The organism is Lysinibacillus sp. UBA6686 (assembly GCF_002455205.1).
Taxonomy (GTDB): domain Bacteria; phylum Bacillota; class Bacilli; order Bacillales_A; family Planococcaceae; genus Lysinibacillus; species Lysinibacillus pakistanensis.
On the sequence record NZ_DKJS01000051.1, the window covers coordinates 25447 to 46216 of the forward strand.

The window sequence follows — 20770 nt, forward strand, 5'->3', positions numbered from 1 at the left end:
TATGTCTGGCTGGAATAAACATGCTTTCAATTGCATTCCACAAAGAATGACAAAGCACGGGCCTTTCTTATCAAATGCAAGAAAACCTTGATTGGCCATATGCCTCTCAAGGTTTCCCATTGTTAGTCTGCGATCTTTAAAACTTTTGTCATTTTCTCAAGCTGTCTGACTGTTGGTGTTAAATTAGCGAAGAAATAGGCCTCTCGAAGCTTGCGTGAAGGTGTACTACCCACGATATAACCAGCAGATCCATTATGCAGCATATTTGCTTGTACTGCCGCCAATGTGGTATAGACTGTCTGTAAGCGAAGCTGACAAATTTCATATAAATCCATTCCACCTGCTAGCACGTTTGATTGTAAAATTTCTTGTAATTGCTGAAGCTCTTTTGCAAGTTCATCCGCCTGAACCTGTAAATATTCATTACAGCCATTCTGCTTTGCTTTCACTTTTTCAATTCCTTCAATGCATGCCTCCATCACACCAAAGCCTAGTGGTATTTGATACAAGACAAATGTTGGTCGAATCGTATCAACAAATAAACTTGCATCATGTGCTATTACATATTCATCAGCTACAAAGACTTGATCAAATTTACAGCTATAAGTGGCACTACCATTTACCCCTAAGAAATGAACTTTTTCTTTCAGGGTGATTGCTGAATTATTTGTATTGACGAATAGCATTACTTCTTTTCCTTCATAACAGGCAATGGCTCCAAACCAATGATTATCAGCCAAGTTGGAAACGGCAGGTAACACACCGTTTAAAACATAGCCACCATCAACACGTTCAGCTGATAAATGAAGCTTTTCTAGACCTGCATAAAACTTCATAGGATTCGATAAACCTGTGGCTCCAAGCAGCTCTCCACCTTCAAGTAAAGGTAATACTGCTGCACGTAATTCAAAATTGCTCGTTTTACGAATATATGTTAATGCAGCAAGGTGGCACCATAGGCAGAATGCAGTTGTCATACAGACCTTTGCCGTTTCTTGTACAATTGTTAGCTCATCTAGAAGTGTACTTTGTTCATCCTTATGTGTTGATTGGAAAAAACCTGCTTTTCCAAGGGCAAATAAATATTCCTCTGCATAATAAGCTTCCTCATCAATCTTTTTTACCAACGGTTTTAATTTTTCATCGATTAAAGCCTGTAAAACTACCGCCTCTTCTGCCATGACTTCCACTCCTATCCTTCACTTATTCTGCTATTTTCTTACTTTTACTTATCTGCTAATTCTGTTAACGATGTAATTGGTGTTTGTACAGCCTCCCGAGCTCGTTTTACTGCCGCTTCATCTGGTGCATCATAGAAGCATAAGCATTTCGACATATCCTCACAAACATAAGTACGTGAAAAATGTACTTCTGGTACTTCTTCGTAGTGAACTGAATTTTTCTTTTTTCGTGCTAAGTATTGATCCATTGTAATCTCCGCAGGAATTTCCCACTCCACTAAGTAATTCACTACTTCTTGATTTTTCTTTACATCTTCAAGCTCTTTACCGACAAGACGTACTTCCTTCACTAAATCAGCTTGTACATGCTGAGCTGTTAATGCCGCAGTTGCTTGTGCTTCTTCATTAGCTTCTACAATGAAGTAAGCGCGGCTGAAATCTTTAGCTACCTGCACCTCAATCACTGTTACATCTTGTGAGTGACTAATGCGCTCCACTAATGCTGAAAATTGTTCTTTGTTTGTAATTTCATTTACTGTTGATTCTACCAAATATAAACTCATAGTAAATACCTCCGAATAGTTAGTTTTTTCGTTATGTGAGTTATTTTATTATACTTACTTAATAAAAACAACTGAATTTACTAAAAATTATATTTTGTGCTACACTACTGCATGGAGGGAAATTGAATGAAAACACGTTATGACTTACCATGCAATATTGCACAAACTTTAAATATTATCGGTGATCGCTGGACTTTACTCATTTTGCACGAGCTTCTAATTGGGCAATCAAATTTTAATGATATTAAATTAAATTTGCCAGGGCTTTCAGCGAATCTCTTATCTGCACGCTTAAAATCATTGGAGGAGGCTGGATTAGTAGCATCAACCCTTTACTCAGCACATCCACCTCGCTATGCCTATTCACTAACAAATGCAGGTAAGGCATTGGAGCCAATATTTAACGCCATGATTTTATGGGGTAGTGAACATTTAGACCAGTGTTACAAGGAAATTGTTGATGCGAAGACAGGAGAACGTGTAGAGATTGGCTATTATGCAAAAAATACGGGTGAACGTATTGATACCATTCAAATACGACCCATTGCAAAATAGCTAATTGAATCACTTTTAGCCCCTACATAGCCATGAATTCTGCCATACCTCGGCAGAATTCTAGCAGCTATCCTATGCTCCCTGTCCTCCCCAGATTTTTGTCACCCAATTTTCAAAATAGCGGATGGCTTTGTCTAAAAGTAAGCCTAGTAGACCAATCACAATAATAGCTGCCATGACTAAATCCAAACTAAGTGAATTTCGTGCATCCACTATTAAAAATCCAAGACCAGATTGTGCACCTACCATTTCACCCGCCACAAGAAATATCCATGCACTACCTAAAGCCATGTGCAAGCCATTTGCAATCATTGGAAAGGCAGCTGGAAAAACTATTTTTTTTAATAAATGGAACTGAGACATTTCAAAATTTGCTGCAACTCGTAGATAAACATTATCCACTTTTTTCACTGCTGACACGGTAGATAGTAGTACAGGAAAAAACGCAGCAATAAAAATAATTACAATAGCTGGCATATTCCCAATGCCAAACCACAAGACAATAAATGGTGACCATGCAATTGGTGAAACAGGGCGTAGTACTTGCACAATTGGATCTAAAATAGACCAAACCTTCGTCCACCTACCTAGGAAAAGTCCCAAAATAACTGCTACTAGCACTGCTAAAAAATAACCACTAAAAAATCGAAATAGACTAATTTGTATATGCTCAAAAATAGTGCCATCCTTGATGATTTCATATAAAGCTGTCAAAACATCTAATGGCGGAGGAAATAAAGCGGCATCATGTCCCCCAATTACTGTAACTAGTTGCCAGATACAAAGTAGTAGTATTAATCCAAGTAAAATAGGTCCTATTTTTTTCATTCAACTATCACCCTACTTTTCTTCAATTAATGAAGAATCTACAAATTCATCATATGTCGGTGGATTTTCAGATAAGCCCATTTCTATTAGTGAATCTCTTAAAATCTTATAGGCATCTTTTTCAATTTTTAAATTATTATAAGAGATCCAATTCAACGATAAATCTAACACTTCTTTATCTACTTTTATATACTTCGCCACTACCTCATGAGCATGGTCATCATTGGCATTCATCAGTTCACCTGCAGCCGCATAATCCTTTACAAATTGGTTAGCAATATCTTTGTGTTTCTCAATAAATGCATTTCGTAATACTAATCCACAGTCAATAGAGTTTGGCCAGATATCTTCAGACTGGAATAATACCTTTCCTTTTTCAAGTGATACAGAAATCGCACCAAATGGCTCTGCAACCACATATCCTGCAATTCGTCCTTCCGCTAAAGCAGCTGGCATTTCCGCTGGAGGAAGCTCCACAACATCCACATCCTGATAATTTATCCCCGCGTCCTGAAGCATTCGATACAATAAAATATTATGTGTGGAGTACTTATTTGGGATAGCAAAGCTTTTCCCCTTTAAATCTTCAACCTTTTGTACATTTGGTGCTACTACAACTACATTACCGTCGCGATGACCTAGTGCCACAGCCTTTAAATCGATTCCTTGTTCTTTTGCCTTCATTGCAAGCTGAATTAGCACGGATGCTCCATCTATTTTTCCTGTATTTAATGCATCCATTAGCTCTGGCCAAGACCCAAATTTCACCAATTCAATAGCATAGCCCTCGTATTCTTTGTCTGTTTGCATATATAATGGTGCCGCATGAGTAATAGGCAGGTAGCCAATTTTAATGATTTTTTTATCATCTACAGTGTTTGAACTGCTATTCTCTTCACTTTTTCCACAAGCTGATAAAATCAGTAATAAAGTCAATATCAAAAACAACGATAAATATTTCTTCATCAATTTTCCTCCGTATTAAATGTTGTATTCAATCGTGTCCTGCGTTTGTGTAAAATGGAATTCATTAAAAATAACTTCTCGGAAATGTTGGAATTCCGAATCTGCCCGATCTCTAGGCTTGGTACTTCGTATATGTAATTCACGGTGTATACGCCCAGGGTTGGGACTCATGATAAATATTCGATCTGCCAAATAAATTGCTTCATCAATATCATGTGTTACCAATAAAATCGTTGTTCGCTCCTCCTTTTGAATGGCAAGAAGCTCATCCTGCAAATAATAACGAGTAAATGTGTCAAGCGCTGCAAATGGTTCATCCATCAAAATCACTTCAGGGTGTATCGCCAGTGCACGAGCAATTGCTACACGCTGCTGCATTCCTCCTGATAATTCACTCGGTAATGCCGAAAGACGATCTTCTAAACCTACAAGCTTGAGATAGTGTTGGGCACGCTGCTGACGCTCTATCTTGGACAATTCCTCCCCTTCTAAAGCCAATTCCACATTTTTTTGGACAGATCGCCAAGGAAGTAACCCATAATTTTGCATCAGCATAATGCAACGTTTACTTGCCTTAGTTACGATATGATTATCTAGCAAGACTTGTCCTGTTGTTGGTTGTTCAAAGCCTCCAACTAAATTTAAAAGTGTACTTTTACCACAACCACTTTTACCTAAAATGGCGATTATTTCACCCTTTTGAATATCCAATGAAATTTGATTAAGTACTTCTTGTTCGATAAATTTTTTACTTACCTGCTGGATGGAAATTAACGGTGCTGTCATTTGAATCTTGTCACCTCGTTTTATTCTTATAATTTTACTAGGTTTAATATGTTTTAAGTTATTTTATTATACTTAGTCCAAAATTACAACCTAATTTTATGAAAAAAAAATTGTATTCAGATAATTTACTACTTGAGAACAATAAAAAGCAGATTTTGAAGAAAATCTGCCTTTCTACTTTAAAATATGTATTTTATCATTTCATGTATATTGCAATATGGATTGTCACGACTTTGTGTTTCCCGAAATGCCATCATATCTGTGCAATTTTTTATCGCAATCTCATGACGCAATGCGATGGGTGCAATAACTGACTCGTCCGCCTTATGACGAAAATAGCGAGAGACACCTAGGTGCTGCTCCATTTTGTCATTTAATACAGCACGAGGATACTTTTCTGAAATATCGACCTCCTCAAAATGCAAGAGTAGCCATAGTTCAAATGCTTCATTTGTATAAGCGATGTGAATGTTTTTCTCCTCACAAAAGGCATTAACTTCCTCTAATTGCCTTTCCGTTAAATCATCCTTATCAAATACAATCCACACCTCATCAAAATATTGATAGCTAGAATCTCGATAGGCATGCTGAGCTAGCTTAATTGCTGAACGCTTAACATTTTTTATTTTGACACTTACCATCTTAGAGCGCTTTAAAATACGCATTTGCTCAAAATAAATGCGCTCTGTTTCACCTTCACAATAAATTAAAATGGTTTTACGCAGTGTTCGATTTCCTTGTTGACGTACTCTCACTGCTCAGATACCTCCACTTCACCTAAATATTGATCTGATAAATATTCATTAATAACTGGTGTCGCACCAAACTCCCCTTTTAAATAACGCTTTGCATAGGAAATATCTCCACGCTTCTTCTGCAAATCCGCAAAATCAAATAAGGAGTATAGTTCTGACTCATTTTTAAAGCTTTTATTGACAAACCAAATTTGATCAGAACGGAGTGGCTGGTCTAGTAAATCAATTTCATGGCTAGTGACAACAAATTGATTGCAGACATTTCTCTTGCTGTTCATGATAGCCATTAAAAATTCGCAAATGGATACATGAAAGGCTGTATCAAATTCATCGATAAAAATAGTCTTTCCTTTATTGTATGCATCGACCATAACACACGCTAAATGTAGCATTCGAACAGTTCCCTTAGAATCCATCGTCCAATTAATTGTCTCTGTTCCAATTGGCGCACCTGCTTCATCAAACGATAAATAGTGCAAATCAATATCAACCTCTTGGATAACTTCGGGTGAGTCAAATTCATAGCCTATAGTATTTTTCTCTCTACGTTCAACCCGTCTAGCTGTTACATCCTGAATAGAAAAATCAGCAATTTTTAGTAACTTAATTACCTCTCTCTTAAATGGCTCCTCTTCAAGTTTACGAATAAGAGGGTGACTTGATAACCGATTTGCCTCATCTAAGAACAGAATTTTATGTAAAAACCAATCAAATATTTTTGTCGCATCCGGATCATTAAATACATTTAAGACAGACAAAAAAGCGGTATTATTCCTAGTATATTTTGTCAATTCAAGAGCAGTGACTTGAGCCGTTTCATATGAATATTCTGTCCCATCCCACTGTCTACTAAAGAGCTGCTCCTTCGTGGACTTCGTTGTCTTCGTGAGACTCTCATAAAGCACCTGTGTAGCATTATACTGTACCTCATAATCATATAGAATCCCATCTAATAATAATGAAATCATAAATTCAGTTGGCTGCTCTTGCTGTCCCCCAAGCTTAAATGGTTGGTAGGGCAAGCGAAGTTGTTTAACATTATTAAGGTTTTCAAAATTAAACAATAATGTACGCAACACTTTAATAGCTGTAAACAAATTTGATTTTCCACTGCCATTTGGTCCGAAAATAAAGGCACTTTTTACAAGTCGAAAGGCGTCCAGCTGAATAGTATGTGAGTCCTTTAATTTTCGAATGCGGCTTCCCGCTACCATTGAAAATAGTGTTTCATCTTTATAACTTAAACAATTTTTCACTCTAAAATCTACAAGCATGTGTAAGCCCCCGTTCAATTCCACAACATTCCTTTAAAAGATTATTATACTATAGACGTGAAAAAAGACATATTACTCAGAATAATACTCATTAATTGCAGAATCGATTTCGCCTTGGCGTAATTGCGTTTGGAGGCTGTATCTTCATTCAGTAGGTGTTTGGACCCCCACTGAAAAGGAACCACATCCGCATTTATTTCGCCAACTTCAGAGACTATAAAACGCTATAAGTTTAAAGTTTCTCGTTTTTCGTGGAACAAACAATACATTAACCATTTTTATTAATTGGAAGACGATGATTTCCGCTACAGGCTAATCGCTGTCCTACGAGCGAACGAGCCGCTTCCTCCGCATTATTGTTGCTGTCGCATCGCCTTCGCACAAAATACATTCGCTCCGTACTGGGTCTCCCAATTATTTTAATTTGATGGCGATAGAATACTAGAGTTGAAAAGTTTTATTTTTATTAATATCAATACAAAAGAAAGTAGTGAAAAAATAATGCCGCTCCAAATAAGTTGATGAATTCCTAATTGAGATATAAACCAACCGCCAAAAGATGTTCCTAAAGTTATTCCAAGATTTGAAAATGAAACAAATAGGCTATTACCAAATTCAGGGGCTTCTTTAGCTTCACTTATTAACCATGCCTGACTAATGATTAAACCGCCAGAATGTACGATTCCCCAAATGAATACCATAAAAATCATTGGAACAAAATAAGAACCTAAATAATAAACGAATAAGTAAACGAATAAATATAGTACTGGAAAAAATATTACAGTTTTCAACATGTTTATTTGTAAAAGAAATCCAAATAAAGAATTACCTAAAATCATAATTACACCAAATATTAGCAACATAATACTAATCAAGGAGCCATTCATATGAGTGACTTTTGCAAGATATTCAGCAAAATAACTGTATACCGAAAACATAGCTGCAAAAATAAATACAACAGCTCCTATATTTAACCATAATTCTGTTTTTCGTAATATACCGACTTGCTTGCCAAAAGACATTTTTTCTTTAACAGGCATAGAGGGTAGCAAAATTAATATTCCTATAAAAGCTACAGCATTTACAATCGCTCCAAACAAGAAAGCAATTTCTAATGAAAACTGTTCTGTAAGATAAGAAGTTAATGGTACACCTAAAGCAAAGCCAACCGTAATTCCCATGAAAACTTTGGTAACTGCTCGACTGCTTTTTTCTGGAGGAACAAGATTAGCTGCAGTTACAAGAGCTATTGAAAAGAATAGAGGGTGAAGTGCCGCAGGTATAATACGGAAAATAAGCATAATTTCAAAATGTGTCGTATAAGCATAATAAATATTAGTAATAACAAATATAAATATTGTTGTTAATAAAAGTAGCTTACGATTAATCCCAGACACAAGTAATATTAAAAATGGCCCAGAGATAGCAACAACTAGAGCAAATATACTTACTAACAAACCTGCTTGTGCGGTTGAAACCTCAAATTTTTGAGCTATTTGTGGTAATACTCCGACAATACTCATTTCTGTTGTAATAATTCCAAATACACCTATTGCTAGTATAAAAATAAGTAAAGAATTTATTTTTCGCATTTATAAAAATCTCCAATCTTAAATTGATTTAATAAAAATTAGTTGAATATTGTTACAAAAATTAATAGATGTAAAACCATAATTTTATATACATCTACACATCTATATATATAGATGTGTAGAGCGAAAAAAAAGAAATCCTCCTTTCTATTTATAATTCTTTTTGAACGTACTCTCGAAATTCTTGTATGATTTTCTCATTCCTACGATAATAAGTCCACTTTCCAATACGTTCGGATTGTAATAATCCAGCTTGTTGCATAGTTAATAGATAATTAGAGATAACCGATTGAGCCAGTCCTGCTTTTAATTGAATATCTCTTACACATACTCCAACTTGAAAACTAATCCCTTGTTGCAAATAAAGTTTTTCATCAAAAAATTCCTCTGGATTCTTTAACCATAATAATATTTGCCGTCTTGTATCGTTTGATAATGCTTTATAGATTTGTGAAGGTTCCATAAAATTCATTATATCTATTTTTATAGATTTGTAAACGGAGCTTTAAAAATTAATATTATTCGTCTATTCAGAAATTTTATAGTCTTATACCTTTGATTTATTACTGTGTTAGTATTACTTAACGCTCTCTATCCTGTAACCATTAGTCGAACAGATAAACAAAGCGCTTTAAGAAATTTCAAATAAAGTTTCAGTTATGTAAATAAAACCTCAACGCCAAGGTTCCTAGCTTCCTTGGCGTTGAATGAATAAAAATAACTCTTCTATTAAATTCCCACTATTTTTTCATTTTGTAATACCTGCAATGTACACTCTATGCCTTCCGCAAAAGAAGTTTTTGGTCTCCACCCTATTGCCTTCGCCAACTTTTCATTATTTAAAAATGAATGCTCGATATCACCTTCTCTTGCAGGAGCATATTGTATTTCTAATGGATGGTTTAAATGCTGTAGTAATAAAATTACTTGATGAATTGACCATGCTTCATTCGTTGATACATTATAAATTCCTTGTAATTTCGCTTGAACACCAGCATAAATTGCATCTGCAATATCATCCACATAAATGAAATCACGTGTCTGTTCCCCATCTCCATAAATCGTAAAGGGTTTTCCTTCCATACTGCTTTTTAGCATACTAGGAATAACAGCCACTTCTCCCTGCATATATTGCCTTGGACCAAATACATTCGCAAATCTGTAAATTAAAGTTGGCAAGCCATAATCCTTTTGCCATTTTTCGCAATATGTTTCCCCAATGCTTTTATTTAGCCCATACATAGAAATGGGTTCACTCATATCTGTTTCTTCTAGTGGCGGATAATGACTATCTCCATAAACAGCCGCTGACGAAGCAAAAACAAAATGCTTTACCTTATATTTTGACGATAAGAAAAGCATCTGACTAAGCCCGATAATGTTCGTCAATATATCCTTCACTGGTTCTTGCATTGATTTTTGAACACTCGTTTGCGCTGCACAATGCACAACAACATCAAATGCAATTTCCTTAAAGAAATGCTCACACACCTCATCTTCTACATTCAAAAGATAGGATTTATGTTCAAATTCGACATTGCGTAAATGACCAGTGCTTAAATTATCAATGATATATATATTTGCACCTTCATCATGAAATCGCCTCGCCACAGCACTACCGATAAAACCATAGCCACCCGTCACTAACACATTCATCCCATCGCCCCCAAAAACAATATGGTGTTTTATATGCAATTATTGCTAAAAATATGCAAGCAACTTATTTATGGATTATTTTATTTATAGATTTGGGGAACATTGAATCAAAAAAAACTGTGTCCAAGTATACTACTCAGACACAGTTTATAAAATTATGCGGGATTAACTTCTAATTCAACTGTCACTTTAATATCTTTACCAACTAGCACACCACCTGTTTCCAATGCAGCATTCCAAGTAAGACCAAATTCCTCACGATTAATTGTTGTTTCAGCTTCAAAACCATAGACTTCTTGGCCCCATGGATTTGTCCCTTTTCCATTAAATTCAGTTTCGAAAGTTACCGGTTTTGTTACATCTTTAATTGTTAAATCACCAGTAAGTGCGTATTGATCAGCTGATTTTTTAGTAATATTTGTTGATTTAAATGTAATTGTTGGATATGTTTCTGTATCAAAGAAATCTGCCGCTTTTAAGTGATTGTCACGATCTTCACTTCGTGTATTAATACTTGTTGCATCAATTGTGAAGCTAATGTTTGCTGTTGTTAAATCTGAAAGATCTGCTGCTTCAATATCTGCTGTATAGCTATCAAATACACCTTTTACTTTTGATACCATCATGTGCTTTACTTGAAAATTAATTGCTGAATGTCCTAAATCGATATTCCATTTTGCCATTTTAAATTTCCTCCAATTAAATTGTTATTTATCTCGATTTCGAGATATAAGTTAAAATATGAAGCAACTACATTAATTATGTTACCCAAGAAATTATGGAATAAACATATGTAGTTACCTAATTTGTACATCCTATATCACAAAGTTACTAAAAGTAATCAATTACTTTATGTAACCTACTATATATTAATAAATAATTTACGTCAAGTAATTATTTTAACTTTTTCTAATACAACATGAATGGTAAAGTTTTTATTAATTGCGTAATGGAAGTTTCCTACGCTGGGTGAATTTCAGTAGCTCAAGTGGTTTTGTTTGGGACCTGAGCGGGTTTCTATGGGACCCGAGCTGTTTCGGGCCCGACCTGAGCGACTTTTTCTGGGACCCGAGCGGTTTTTGGCTCGACCTGAGCGGCTTTCTCTGGGACCTGAGCGATTTCGGGCTCGGCCTGAGCGGCTTTCTCTTGGACCCGAGCGATTTCGGGCTCGACCTGAGCGGCTTTCTCTGGGACCTGAGCAGTTTTTGGCTCGACCTGAGCGGCTTTCTCTGGGACCCGAGCTGTTCTTGGCTCGACCTGAGCGGCTTTCTCTGGGACCCGAGCGATTTCGGGCTCGACCTGAGCGGGTTTCTATGGGACCCGAGCTGTTCTTGGCTCGACCTGAGCGACTTTTTCTGGGACCCGAGCGATTTCGGGCTTGACCTGAGCGGGTTTCACTGGGATCTGAGCGATTTCGGGCTCGATCTGAGCGATTTTCCTCGTGACCCGAGCAATTTTATCTCAACCTGGGCATTTTTCTTATTTCTAAAGTATTTCGTCAAACAAAAAGAAGCTTCCCCCATTTAAATTGAGAAAACTTCTATCTATCAGCGTTTTACTAATTTACCTTGAACAACAAAACGATGATCATCACTTAAGACAGCATCTTTACATGTAGACAAAGTTAGTATTTTATCTTCTGGGCCAACATCTACATTCATATTAATGACAGATCGTGCTTGAATATCGTGTAAAAATGTTTGAAAAGACTCATCGCTTTCAAATTCTGTTTCAATATAATAAAAATCAATGGTTGTCTCATAAGCAGCGAAGACTTCAATATCGTATCCTTCATATAATGTGTCTAAGTAAATTATAGGATATCGATCTGCATAGTCCTGCTTTAAATAATTTTTGAGACTGCCAAACATTGTGTCATTCTTCATCGCATGACCATACAAAATAGTATTTCGATTGATAGCCTGTACATCATTGCGGTAATCCATAAAGACACTCCCCGCACGGCTTTCTCTATCTTTAAAATTATGATTTAAATAAAAATCATTGTTGTTACTTTGAAGAATGGGGTTATTTAACTTTGTACCATCGATAGAAATCCATCCAACGATATTTTTATTGACAGCAAGCAAATCATCAAATTGTGGTCGAATAGTATAGGGCGATAGAGGGTCCACAGTCTTTTCTTCTTTAGATACTTTATCATGAGCAGCCAATGAAGATTCATAAATCGTTTGTACTTCCTCCAGAGATTTAGAGGTTTCATAATACGTGTATAAATACTTTGCTAAAGAAAATCCTGAAAATAGAAATATAGCTAAATATACAATTGTTAATAACTTAGAAGTCCATTTTTTCATACTGTCACCTACTTAAATACCAAGGGGAATCATGTAGAATCCTAGCTGCTTATCCTCATGAAAAATCGACTCGACCCCATACACCTCTTTAATAACTTCCCTTGTAATGACCTCTCTTGGTGCTCCCTCAGCTACTATTTGTCCTGCCTTCATCAAGATAATTTGGTCGCTATAACGAATTGCCTGATTAATATCATGAAGGACCATAACAATTGTGAAGCCATGTTCCTTATTTAATGCTTTTACAAGCTCTAATAATTCAATTTGATAGAAAATATCTAAATAGGTTGTTGGTTCATCCAAACATAATATTTCAGATTGCTGCGCTAAAGCCATGGCAATCCATACGCGCTGACGCTCTCCACCTGATAGTGCCTCTAAATCGGTATTGCGTTTTTCAAGTAAATTTGTACAAGCAAGTGCCCATTCAATAGCTTTAGCGTCCTCCTCTTGATTTCTTTTCAGTATTGTTTGATATGGAAGACGTCCAAAGCTTACTAATTTTTCAATCGTTAAATCCTTTGGAATTTCATTTTGCTGATAAACAATGGCTAATTTTTTAGCAAACTCTTTTGATTTGTAATGCAGCAAATCCTTGTTTTCTAATGACACATTCCCTGACTTTGGCGTATTATTGCGTGATAAAACACTTAATAATGTTGATTTTCCGCAGCCATTAGGACCTATAATCGTCGTGATTTTTCCCTTTTGAATCATTGTTGATACACCATCTAAATGATTTCGAGTATTATCATGTGATACGATAATATTTTGTATGTCCATGTTTCGTCACTCTTTTCGTAATAGGAATATTAAGAACGGCCCACCGATAATTGCCATAATGGTTGAAGCTGGTACTTCAATAGGAGCTACTATTGTACGCCCAATCGTATCAGCCACTAATATCAGTAATGCTCCAGCTAATGCTGTAAAGGGAATCAGCACTTTATGATCATGTCCAACTAAACGACGAGCAATATGTGGCACTAACAAACCAACAAATGAAATAACGCCCGCTACGACAACAGAAACAGCCGATAGTAATACTGCTACAGCAGCAATGATCAGTCGAGCACGTGCAACAGGAAAGCCTAAGCTTTTCGCTGTTTTATCTTGTAAGACAAGGAGATTACACCAACTATACAACGCGAAAGCTGCTATTAATCCCACAGTACCATATGTAACAATTGTCGAAACATCTTTCCATGTACGCATTGTTAGGTTAGAGCCAATAACACCCGAGACTGACGTATTTAAAGAGCCACCTAGACTTATAAATGCCTCTGTCAGTCCTGTAAACATAGCATTAATCGCAATCCCAACTAAAATGAGTTTTAAAGGACTTAACCCAGACTTCCATGACAGCGCAAATACGAGTGCACAGGCAAATGCCCCACCTATAAAGGCTAATACAGGCGTCATGAAAAATAATGCGGGAAAGAAGGAAATTATAAAGAGCTGTACAAACGCTGCTCCTGAAGATATACCGATAACGCCGGCATCTGCTAATGGATTACGCATCACAGATTGTAACAGGACCCCTGAAACAGATAATGCCGCTCCGGCAAACAGGGCAACGATAATGCGTGGAAATCGCAAATCACGGATTGCTTCCATTTGATTATTTCCATCCTCAAACAATGCTGCAATAAATTCGAAAAAGCCCATCTTAATGCTACCTGTTGTCGCTGCATAAACTGCTGAGACAAGTAATAATACAATTACAAGTGAAAAACTAACTATTTTTTTTGTCATATTGGACTTCCTTTATCATTTCAAATTCCATCATTTTATAAGAAAAGCGCTCTATGACAAGACTATGCTTGTGATACGAGCGACATTTCCAGATTGCTATTCTCGATAGAAAATTTCCATCAGTTGTCCTAAAGCTTGTGGTACTTGTAAGGAGGCTGTAGTGCCAAATAATTCCTCCTCTAAATCGTAAACCTTGCCATTTTTAACTGCTTTAAAATGCTTCCAAATATCATTTGTTTTAAATTCCTCATCAAACATTTTTACTACTTCGTCAGGCATACCGTGAGATAAACGTAAAATAATGTCAGGATTACTATTGTGGAGATACTCAGTATTTGATGCTAAGTATTCAGCTTCCTGTCCTTCCATCACATTGATACCACCAGCACGTTTCACCAGGTCGCCCGCATAAGAATTTTCTGTTGCCACTAAATAACTACCTGGAATTCCAAGTAAAATGAGGACACGAGGTCCCTCTTTATTGCCAGCTACATTTTGAACAGCCTCAATATTTTTTTGGAGTTCCTTCACTAATTCTTCAGCTTGTGCTTCGCGTTTATAGCTTTCTCCTAGTTTTTGAATCTCAGAAAGCATCGCATCTACACTTTGAAAGTTTAAAAAATTGACTGGAATATTTAATTGCTTGAATTTATCTTGTAAATCATACTCTAACGTAGATACTGATAACACATCTGTCGGGTTTAATGATTTCACAATTTCCATATCCGGTTCCATTGCATTACCGATAGTTGGTAGTCCTTCAAAACGTTTTGCTAATTTTTTCTCCGTTTCTGGTACTGCTATAGCGTCCAACCCAAGCTTATCCATAATTTCTGCAATAACAACAGTACCAGCAATAATACGCTGTTCATCCTTCTCGGTAGCTTCTGCAGAAACTTGTTCTTTTTCGGTCGAATCTCCCTTATTTTCTTGATTACTGCTATCATTACAGCCAACAACTAGTAATAACAATGACATCAAAGCTGCCATTAACAGCAACCATTTCAATTTCTTTTGCATACTGTCATCTCCTATTTATTTCTGTTCAGTCACATCTTTTTTAGAATATTTGATACGGCGAACGAGCAGTAAGCCCGATAAAATACAAATTCCAATAAGCAAGATAACCTTTACTACGTTTAGCTGTGCAAGCTGCTGATCAGCTTTTGAATCTCGCATTGGTTTTTTAGTTGTGATTTCTTCCTTTATTTCTGCTTCCTCAGCTTCTTCTTTTACATCATCTTCAGTTGGAGCATCTAGTGTACGGTCAAATGCTAATTGCTCCTCCTTTGGCATAATTGGCTGAACGGATGGCAGCGTTGACAGAGCTGGCTTGGATATGCTTTCCTCTACCATTACTATTGGAGATTGCTTTTTAACTTCTTTATCAACTACCAGTGGTTTCACATCTTTAGCTTGTTCAGAAGTCTTCACTTCAAAAGGCTTACTGAAAAGTTTGGCAACTTGCTGCTGATCAAACTTTAGATTAACGAAATATTGATGATAATAAGAAAGCTCAGGAATATCAACTTTAACCCACATACGTATAGGTTGCTCAAAATCATTCACTGCAAATTCAATAATTTTAACATTATCAACAATTGAGACTAGCTTTGGTTCTACCTGAGTTCCTTGTTGATCTACAGTAATTCCTGTTACCCATGCTGATTTTAATATTGTCATTTGGACATAGTATATACCATCTTTTTCTATTACCTTTGCCTGTGGTTTTACATAGGTATTCATTATAGAAGGCTCATTTTTGCCATCTACCAGCAATACATAATTCAATGTCCGTTCCTCAGATACTGTATCTTTCGAAGTAGTTTTTTCGTTATCTGTATCTGGAAAATTCTCCTTATTTAGCTGCGTAAGTGTTTGGGCATATATGTGGAGTTCCTGCGAAAAAGGGAGGGATTCCTCGGTAGTTGTGTGTATTACACCGTTTACCCTAATTGGTCCATGTATATCTTTGACATCAAACTGAACTAAATTTTCGCGCACAACAGTGGAAGTTATTTCATTATCTAGCTGTTTCATTTGGATGTCTGTTACAATCCATGGCTTTTCCAGTGTTAGCTCTAGTTTATACTGACCATTTTTTACATCTAGAGTCGCCACTTCGCTAAAAATATTTTCTCCCAATCCTTCTATAGATGAAAAACTTAGTTCAACTTGATAGCTTCCATTTTCAATTATAGTTTCTTCAGCATTGACCTGAAGCCAATTAAAGGGAGGGAAAAACATCAGCAAAATAGTGCTGAATAGAAATGCTTGGCATATTTTTTTGTTGCTAATCACTATGAAAATCCCCCCAAATTCTTGAAAAGCACAGTAACTTCCTTCCTCAAAGAAGTGAGAAAGGAAGTTGCTGTAATAGTACTATTTATTCATGTATTGTAATGCACCATTTAAAATTTTTGCCATTTGTGTGCGTTTTAAAGGACTGTTTGCATTAATCACTGTTTTACCTTTAGCATTGGCAGAGCCAGTCATAATTTTACCTTCATTTAAAAAGGCAAATGCTTTTTTTGCTTCTTCGCTTGTTACAGTTGCACCATCAGCATAATAGGATAGGCTTGGGTCACCATAGTTCATTTCTTTCCCTGCAACATGTGCTACAGCACGGTAAATCATTACAGCAGCCTGCTGGCGAGTAAGTGTCCCATTTGGATTAAAGTTCTCCGCTTTCACAACAATTTTAGCCTCAGCTAAAGCATTGATTGCTTGTTTACGTTCAGCGTCAAGTGCGGCTGTATCTTTAAATCCAGCATCTGTTGTTGATGATAAATTTAATGCACGAGCAATCATTAACGCAAATTGAGAGCGTGTAATATTGTCGTATGGTTTGAAGTTATCTTGCCCCTTCACAATTCCCTTGCTGTATAATGCTAAGATAGCATCTTTATTCCCATCATTGCTAATATCTTTAAATGGATTAACCACTGGCTTCACCGCACCTTCCACAGCAAAGCTAAATTGTACTTGGTGGTTAGTATCATAGTTCACGCCTGGCTCATTCACAACAATATGCAGTTGAGCATTCACAAGTTTCTTTAAGTCCTTCACTTCAAATGAATACGTACTTGCATTTGTTGCTTTGTCTTCACTTACTAAAGTTGCTTTTTTTCCTTCCACTGTAAATCCTTTAACATATTGACCTTGCGGGAATGTCATCGTTACGATGTTTTTACCGTCTACTACTGAGATGCCTACTTTAGGTGCAATATATTGCTTCATCATAGATTCTTCAGAAGTACCGTTTTTGTAAACAGTAATTGCTACATCATTGACTTTAACTTCTTCTTTTACTTCTTTTACTTCTTCCTTAACTTCTTCTTTTACCTCTTCAGTTTTTCCATTTTCTTCTGTAGTCGTTGCTTCTTTATTTTCTACTGCTTTTAAATCAAATTCATACCATTTATCCATCGTACCTTGAGGTGTTTCAGCTACTACATGAATTTTTGCAGCTAACAACTCATCAGCTACAACTGGGAAACTATATGTAATTGTACCATCTTCATTTTTCACTTCAGTAGCATCTACATACTTTTCGCCTTGTTTAGTTTGTAAGCCTGCAATCATTGGCGCAGATTTTGCTACCACTGTTAATTTTGCTTCAAACTTACCATCCTTCTCAACAATTGTACCTTGTGTGACAAGATGAGAGCTGATAGCAGGTTGAGCTTCGGTTGTACCTGGTTTAAAGATTTGGAAATTGACAATCTTATCAGCTTTCTCAGCCTTTGTAGTCCCTGCCTTTACTTCCGTGTTTGTCGTAACTACCTCTGCTGCTGATGCAAATGATGGAACTGTTAAAGATGCTGCTAGCAATGAAGCTAGGACGATTTTTGTTGCGCGTGATTGACGTTTTTTAGTCATTATTGACCCTCCGTTTTGGATTGTAGTTTTTTTCTATAAAGTAAAAATGCTGATCCCACTAATGCAACGATTAATAAATAGGGTGTTGTATCACTTGTTTGTGGATTGGGCACCTGACTTTCAATAGTTGAATTTGTTGAAGCTTTTACATCATTAGTTTTTGGCGCTGCTGAGCCTTCAGTAGATACCGCATCAAAAACTAGTGCAACGCTATATTCATGGTGATAATTAATATCATCAATATCAATTTTCATTGAAGTCACAACAGGTTTCGTTAAATCTTTCACTGTGAATTGCACGATTCGAGTATCTGCTGCCTTATCTTCACTTACTACAGTTGCTCCACCAGGTGGCTGAAATTTAGTAATCCATTTACTATTTTTCAAGGTAATTTGAACTGTCGCCGTACCATTTTTCACAGTGACCTTTGCTGGTTTTACAAAATAATCATTGGCAATGGACACCGAGTTGCTTTCAGGCTTATTGACCTGATATTTTATGGAATGAGTACCGTCAGATAGTTGGGCAGATGCTTGTGGTAACCCTAAATTGAAGGTAAATACCATTACTAGCATGACGAACATCATTAATTTCTTCATGTGCTGAACTCCTCCTTATTGGAATATATTCGTTTAATTTCCACAGAACATTATAATTGAAAAAATTTTCGTTCACAATATTCAGATTGAAAGCATTTTCACGTAAACGAAAATTATTCTCAATTACACTTCTATTTCCAAGAATAATCGTTGATACCAACGTATGTCAACTGCTAAACCAAATTCGTCCTTAATATGTCAAATTTTCTACAATAAAAGGGATATCACATGGGAAATTTGTGATATCCCTTAAACAATTCTATTTAAATCGCCATTTTTATCCTAAAATTTCCAATACTCCAATCATTATGAGTAACCAGCCTGATATAGCCGCTGAGTATTTTCCAATAAATGTTTTAGTTAGTAAATTTCCGAAATGGCTGCCGATTCCAACTGTAATAAATGAAAATGTTCCAATAGAAATCACTGTCCAGATGACTGAAATACCGTGAGCACCAATAGCAATACCCCCTGCTAAACAGTTAGCAGATAAGATAAAACCAAGTGTTATTGCTTCTCTAAATGAAATAATATAGTTTTTATCCTCATCAAATAATTCAGGCTGTTCTGCAATCCCTTGCTGAGAAAAACGATTAGACACTAATGTCCACAATCCAATCGTACAAAGCAATAGACTCCCCAACAAATTTGCGATATGAGGGGATATATATTCAACAATCGTACCCCCCGCTGTTACTGCAACAAATGTGACAATCATTGACATAATAGCAATAACTGCGTTAGATAGGGCTGGAATTTTTACCCGTTTCACACCGTAAGCAAGACCTATTCCTAAATTATCTAAATTAGCAGCAATACCAATAAGAATGATGGATATCCAATGCATTCTAAGCCTCCTCAAACCCAAGTATCCATTTTCACCTATCATATGTGGGCAAAAATTTGATTTTTGGGCTTCTCTAAATGCATTTGATGGCGAGTCATTAGATATCTCTCCCATCCCAATTTTCTCCCTGTTCATTCCTAAAAATCCTATGGACAAAAAGTTTAGGTTGCTAGTAAGCTTGCATTTCTTTCTATTTTAGTGATTTGACAAAAGTAACAACTCTTTGTTAATTTTAAGTTGTTACTTGTTAATTTTTAGTTTATATTATTTTGATTTTAATAGAAGTAACTATTCATGCAGTTTATCTAAAATATAAAACTTTATAGTAAGGAGAGATTTTATGAAGTTCGATAAATTATTAAAATGGGGATTTGTATTGGGAATCATGCTGTTATTAACAGCGTGTGGCTCAGCTAGCGATGACTTCAAAAATAAAGCGATTAATTTAGCCTACGTTGAATGGGATACTGAAGTTGCCTCTACACACGTAGTAGGACAAGTTTTAGAGAATTTGGGATACGATGTCACATTAACCCCTCTTGACAATGGCATTATGTGGGAGGCACTTGCCAATGGTGAGGTTGATGGTATGGTTTCAGCATGGCTACCACAAACGCATGCCCCTCAAGTTGAAAAGTATAAAAATAAAATTGAAAATTTGGGAAAAAATCTAACAGGAGCTAAGATTGGCTTAGTTGTCCCAAGTTATATGGATGTAAATTCTATTGAAGATTTAACAAGCGAGGCTAATCAAACAATTACAGGTATTGAGCCAGGGGCAAATATGATGGCTACAACAGAAAATGCTTATAAGGAATATCATAACCTTGAAGGCTGGCATGTCCTTACCTCATCAGCAGGTGCCATGACTGCAGCACTTAGTCAGGCACTAGCTAAAAACGAGGAAATTATTATTACTGGTTGGTCCCCTCACTGGATTTTTAATGCTTTTGATTTAAAATATTTAGACGATCCGAAAGGTATTTATGGTGCTGAGGAATATATTGGCACATTCGCACGTAAAGGATTAAAAGAGGATAATCCAGACGCATACAGTGTTCTTAAAAACTTCCACTGGACTGCTGAAGATATAGAAAGCGTGATGTTTGATATTATGGAAGGCGCTGATCCTAAAGAGGCAGCAAAAAAATGGATTGAAAATAATGAAGAGAAAGTTACAGAGTGGTCAAAGGGTGTAAAATAATTACAGTTG

22 protein-coding genes are annotated in these 20770 nt (G+C 36.2%); 3 read left to right on the forward strand and 19 right to left on the reverse strand.

The genetic code is table 11. The annotated features are described in order from the left end of the window. Positions 1–122: 122 nt before the first annotated feature. On the reverse strand, positions 123–1181 hold the full coding sequence (locus B2R82_RS13270) for an acyl-CoA dehydrogenase family protein (protein WP_286925316.1): 1059 nt from the start codon (positions 1179–1181) through the stop codon (positions 123–125). 44 nt (positions 1182–1225) lie between these two features. Continuing rightward, on the reverse strand, positions 1226–1744 hold the full coding sequence (locus B2R82_RS13275; RefSeq protein ID WP_286925317.1) for a DUF4242 domain-containing protein: 519 nt from the start codon (positions 1742–1744) through the stop codon (positions 1226–1228). A 126-nt stretch (positions 1745–1870) separates the two neighbouring features. Between B2R82_RS13275 and B2R82_RS13280 the strand changes: the two genes are divergently transcribed. Further along, entirely contained in the window at positions 1871–2299 is a 429-nt protein-coding gene (locus tag B2R82_RS13280; protein ID WP_286925318.1) for a winged helix-turn-helix transcriptional regulator, read from the forward strand. 72 nt (positions 2300–2371) lie between these two features. Here the strand turns inward: B2R82_RS13280 and B2R82_RS13285 are convergent, their stop codons facing one another. The 9 genes from B2R82_RS13285 to B2R82_RS13325 all read right to left on the reverse strand — a co-directional run bounded on the left by B2R82_RS13285 (position 2372) and on the right by B2R82_RS13325 (position 10839). Continuing rightward, on the reverse strand, positions 2372–3127 hold the full coding sequence (locus tag B2R82_RS13285) for an ABC transporter permease (protein WP_286925319.1): 756 nt from the start codon (positions 3125–3127) through the stop codon (positions 2372–2374). 12 nt (positions 3128–3139) lie between these two features. Continuing rightward, positions 3140–4093, reverse strand: a complete 954-nt coding sequence (locus B2R82_RS13290; protein ID WP_286925320.1) for an ABC transporter substrate-binding protein — start codon at positions 4091–4093, stop codon at positions 3140–3142. A 15-nt stretch (positions 4094–4108) separates the two neighbouring features. Beyond that, a complete protein-coding gene (locus B2R82_RS13295; protein ID WP_286925321.1) occupies positions 4109–4879 on the reverse strand; it encodes an ABC transporter ATP-binding protein in 771 nt (256 codons plus the stop codon). Positions 4880–5058: 179 nt separating this feature from the next. Next, a complete protein-coding gene (locus B2R82_RS13300; protein WP_286925322.1) occupies positions 5059–5634 on the reverse strand; it encodes an RloB family protein in 576 nt (191 codons plus the stop codon). Next, complete coding sequence (locus B2R82_RS13305) at positions 5631–6908, reverse strand: AAA family ATPase (RefSeq protein ID WP_286925323.1); 1278 nt, start codon at positions 6906–6908, stop codon at positions 5631–5633. The genes B2R82_RS13300 and B2R82_RS13305 overlap by 4 nt, the downstream gene beginning before the upstream one ends. Before the next feature lie 419 nt (positions 6909–7327). After that, on the reverse strand, positions 7328–8500 hold the full coding sequence (locus B2R82_RS13310) for an MFS transporter (RefSeq protein WP_286925324.1): 1173 nt from the start codon (positions 8498–8500) through the stop codon (positions 7328–7330). 151 nt (positions 8501–8651) lie between these two features. After that, positions 8652–8963, reverse strand: a complete 312-nt coding sequence (locus tag B2R82_RS13315; protein ID WP_286925378.1) for an ArsR/SmtB family transcription factor — start codon at positions 8961–8963, stop codon at positions 8652–8654. A gap of 266 nt (positions 8964–9229) precedes the next feature. Further along, positions 9230–10156 carry an NAD-dependent epimerase/dehydratase family protein gene (locus tag B2R82_RS13320; RefSeq protein ID WP_286925325.1) on the reverse strand — a complete coding sequence of 309 codons (927 nt, stop codon included), beginning with the start codon at positions 10154–10156 and terminating at the stop codon, positions 9230–9232. A gap of 155 nt (positions 10157–10311) precedes the next feature. Beyond that, positions 10312–10839, reverse strand: coding sequence for a YceI family protein (locus B2R82_RS13325; protein WP_286925326.1), 528 nt, complete (start codon positions 10837–10839; stop codon positions 10312–10314). 259 nt (positions 10840–11098) lie between these two features. Between B2R82_RS13325 and B2R82_RS13330 the strand changes: the two genes are divergently transcribed. Continuing rightward, a complete protein-coding gene (locus B2R82_RS13330) occupies positions 11099–11683 on the forward strand; it encodes a hypothetical protein (protein WP_286925328.1) in 585 nt (194 codons plus the stop codon). A 20-nt stretch (positions 11684–11703) separates the two neighbouring features. Here the strand turns inward: B2R82_RS13330 and srtB are convergent, their stop codons facing one another. The 8 genes from srtB to B2R82_RS13370 form a co-directional block, all read right to left on the reverse strand. Beyond that, positions 11704–12474 (reverse strand): class B sortase, encoded by a 771-nt coding sequence (gene srtB, locus B2R82_RS13335; protein WP_286925329.1) that lies wholly within the window; start codon positions 12472–12474, stop codon positions 11704–11706. A gap of 12 nt (positions 12475–12486) precedes the next feature. After that, the gene (locus B2R82_RS13340) at positions 12487–13257 is read right to left on the reverse strand and encodes an ABC transporter ATP-binding protein (RefSeq protein WP_286925330.1); all 771 of its coding nucleotides are present in this window, start codon (positions 13255–13257) and stop codon (positions 12487–12489) included. A 6-nt stretch (positions 13258–13263) separates the two neighbouring features. Then, positions 13264–14229, reverse strand: a complete 966-nt coding sequence (locus B2R82_RS13345; protein WP_286925331.1) for a FecCD family ABC transporter permease — start codon at positions 14227–14229, stop codon at positions 13264–13266. A gap of 96 nt (positions 14230–14325) precedes the next feature. Continuing rightward, complete coding sequence (gene isdE, locus B2R82_RS13350) at positions 14326–15237, reverse strand: heme ABC transporter substrate-binding protein IsdE (RefSeq protein WP_376781231.1); 912 nt, start codon at positions 15235–15237, stop codon at positions 14326–14328. 27 nt (positions 15238–15264) lie between these two features. Further along, a complete protein-coding gene (locus B2R82_RS13355) occupies positions 15265–16530 on the reverse strand; it encodes an NEAT domain-containing protein (protein WP_286925334.1) in 1266 nt (421 codons plus the stop codon). An 81-nt stretch (positions 16531–16611) separates the two neighbouring features. Further along, on the reverse strand, positions 16612–18111 hold the full coding sequence (locus B2R82_RS13360; RefSeq protein WP_286925335.1) for an NEAT domain-containing protein: 1500 nt from the start codon (positions 18109–18111) through the stop codon (positions 16612–16614). After that, positions 18111–18710, reverse strand: a complete 600-nt coding sequence (gene isdC, locus B2R82_RS13365) for a heme uptake protein IsdC (RefSeq protein WP_286925336.1) — start codon at positions 18708–18710, stop codon at positions 18111–18113. The genes B2R82_RS13360 and isdC overlap by 1 nt, the downstream gene beginning before the upstream one ends. 277 nt (positions 18711–18987) lie before the next feature. Next, on the reverse strand, positions 18988–19557 hold the full coding sequence (locus B2R82_RS13370) for a manganese efflux pump (protein WP_286925337.1): 570 nt from the start codon (positions 19555–19557) through the stop codon (positions 18988–18990). Positions 19558–19897: 340 nt separating this feature from the next. Between B2R82_RS13370 and B2R82_RS13375 the strand changes: the two genes are divergently transcribed. Next, a complete protein-coding gene (locus B2R82_RS13375; protein ID WP_286925338.1) occupies positions 19898–20761 on the forward strand; it encodes a glycine betaine ABC transporter substrate-binding protein in 864 nt (287 codons plus the stop codon). Positions 20762–20770 lie beyond the last annotated feature (9 nt).

What these genes read in the sequence shown, in the direction of transcription:
- B2R82_RS13270 (WP_286925316.1), bottom strand. Translation starts at nt 1,181, where the DNA reads ATGGCAGAAGAGGCGGTAGTTTTACAGGCTTTAATCGATGAAAAATTA.
- B2R82_RS13275 (WP_286925317.1), bottom strand. Translation starts at nt 1,744, where the DNA reads ATGAGTTTATATTTGGTAGAATCAACAGTAAATGAAATTACAAACAAA.
- B2R82_RS13280 (WP_286925318.1), top strand. Translation starts at nt 1,871, where the DNA reads ATGAAAACACGTTATGACTTACCATGCAATATTGCACAAACTTTAAAT.
- B2R82_RS13285 (WP_286925319.1), bottom strand. Translation starts at nt 3,127, where the DNA reads ATGAAAAAAATAGGACCTATTTTACTTGGATTAATACTACTACTTTGT.
- B2R82_RS13290 (WP_286925320.1), bottom strand. Translation starts at nt 4,093, where the DNA reads ATGAAGAAATATTTATCGTTGTTTTTGATATTGACTTTATTACTGATT.
- B2R82_RS13295 (WP_286925321.1), bottom strand. Translation starts at nt 4,879, where the DNA reads ATGACAGCACCGTTAATTTCCATCCAGCAGGTAAGTAAAAAATTTATC.
- B2R82_RS13305 (WP_286925323.1), bottom strand. Translation starts at nt 6,908, where the DNA reads ATGCTTGTAGATTTTAGAGTGAAAAATTGTTTAAGTTATAAAGATGAA.
- B2R82_RS13310 (WP_286925324.1), bottom strand. Translation starts at nt 8,500, where the DNA reads ATGCGAAAAATAAATTCTTTACTTATTTTTATACTAGCAATAGGTGTA.
- B2R82_RS13315 (WP_286925378.1), bottom strand. Translation starts at nt 8,963, where the DNA reads ATGGAACCTTCACAAATCTATAAAGCATTATCAAACGATACAAGACGG.
- B2R82_RS13320 (WP_286925325.1), bottom strand. Translation starts at nt 10,156, where the DNA reads ATGAATGTGTTAGTGACGGGTGGCTATGGTTTTATCGGTAGTGCTGTG.
- B2R82_RS13325 (WP_286925326.1), bottom strand. Translation starts at nt 10,839, where the DNA reads ATGGCAAAATGGAATATCGATTTAGGACATTCAGCAATTAATTTTCAA.
- srtB (WP_286925329.1), bottom strand. Translation starts at nt 12,474, where the DNA reads ATGAAAAAATGGACTTCTAAGTTATTAACAATTGTATATTTAGCTATA.
- B2R82_RS13340 (WP_286925330.1), bottom strand. Translation starts at nt 13,257, where the DNA reads ATGGACATACAAAATATTATCGTATCACATGATAATACTCGAAATCAT.
- B2R82_RS13345 (WP_286925331.1), bottom strand. Translation starts at nt 14,229, where the DNA reads ATGACAAAAAAAATAGTTAGTTTTTCACTTGTAATTGTATTATTACTT.
- B2R82_RS13360 (WP_286925335.1), bottom strand. Translation starts at nt 18,111, where the DNA reads ATGACTAAAAAACGTCAATCACGCGCAACAAAAATCGTCCTAGCTTCA.
- isdC (WP_286925336.1), bottom strand. Translation starts at nt 18,710, where the DNA reads ATGAAGAAATTAATGATGTTCGTCATGCTAGTAATGGTATTTACCTTC.
- B2R82_RS13370 (WP_286925337.1), bottom strand. Translation starts at nt 19,557, where the DNA reads ATGCATTGGATATCCATCATTCTTATTGGTATTGCTGCTAATTTAGAT.
- B2R82_RS13375 (WP_286925338.1), top strand. Translation starts at nt 19,898, where the DNA reads ATGAAGTTCGATAAATTATTAAAATGGGGATTTGTATTGGGAATCATG.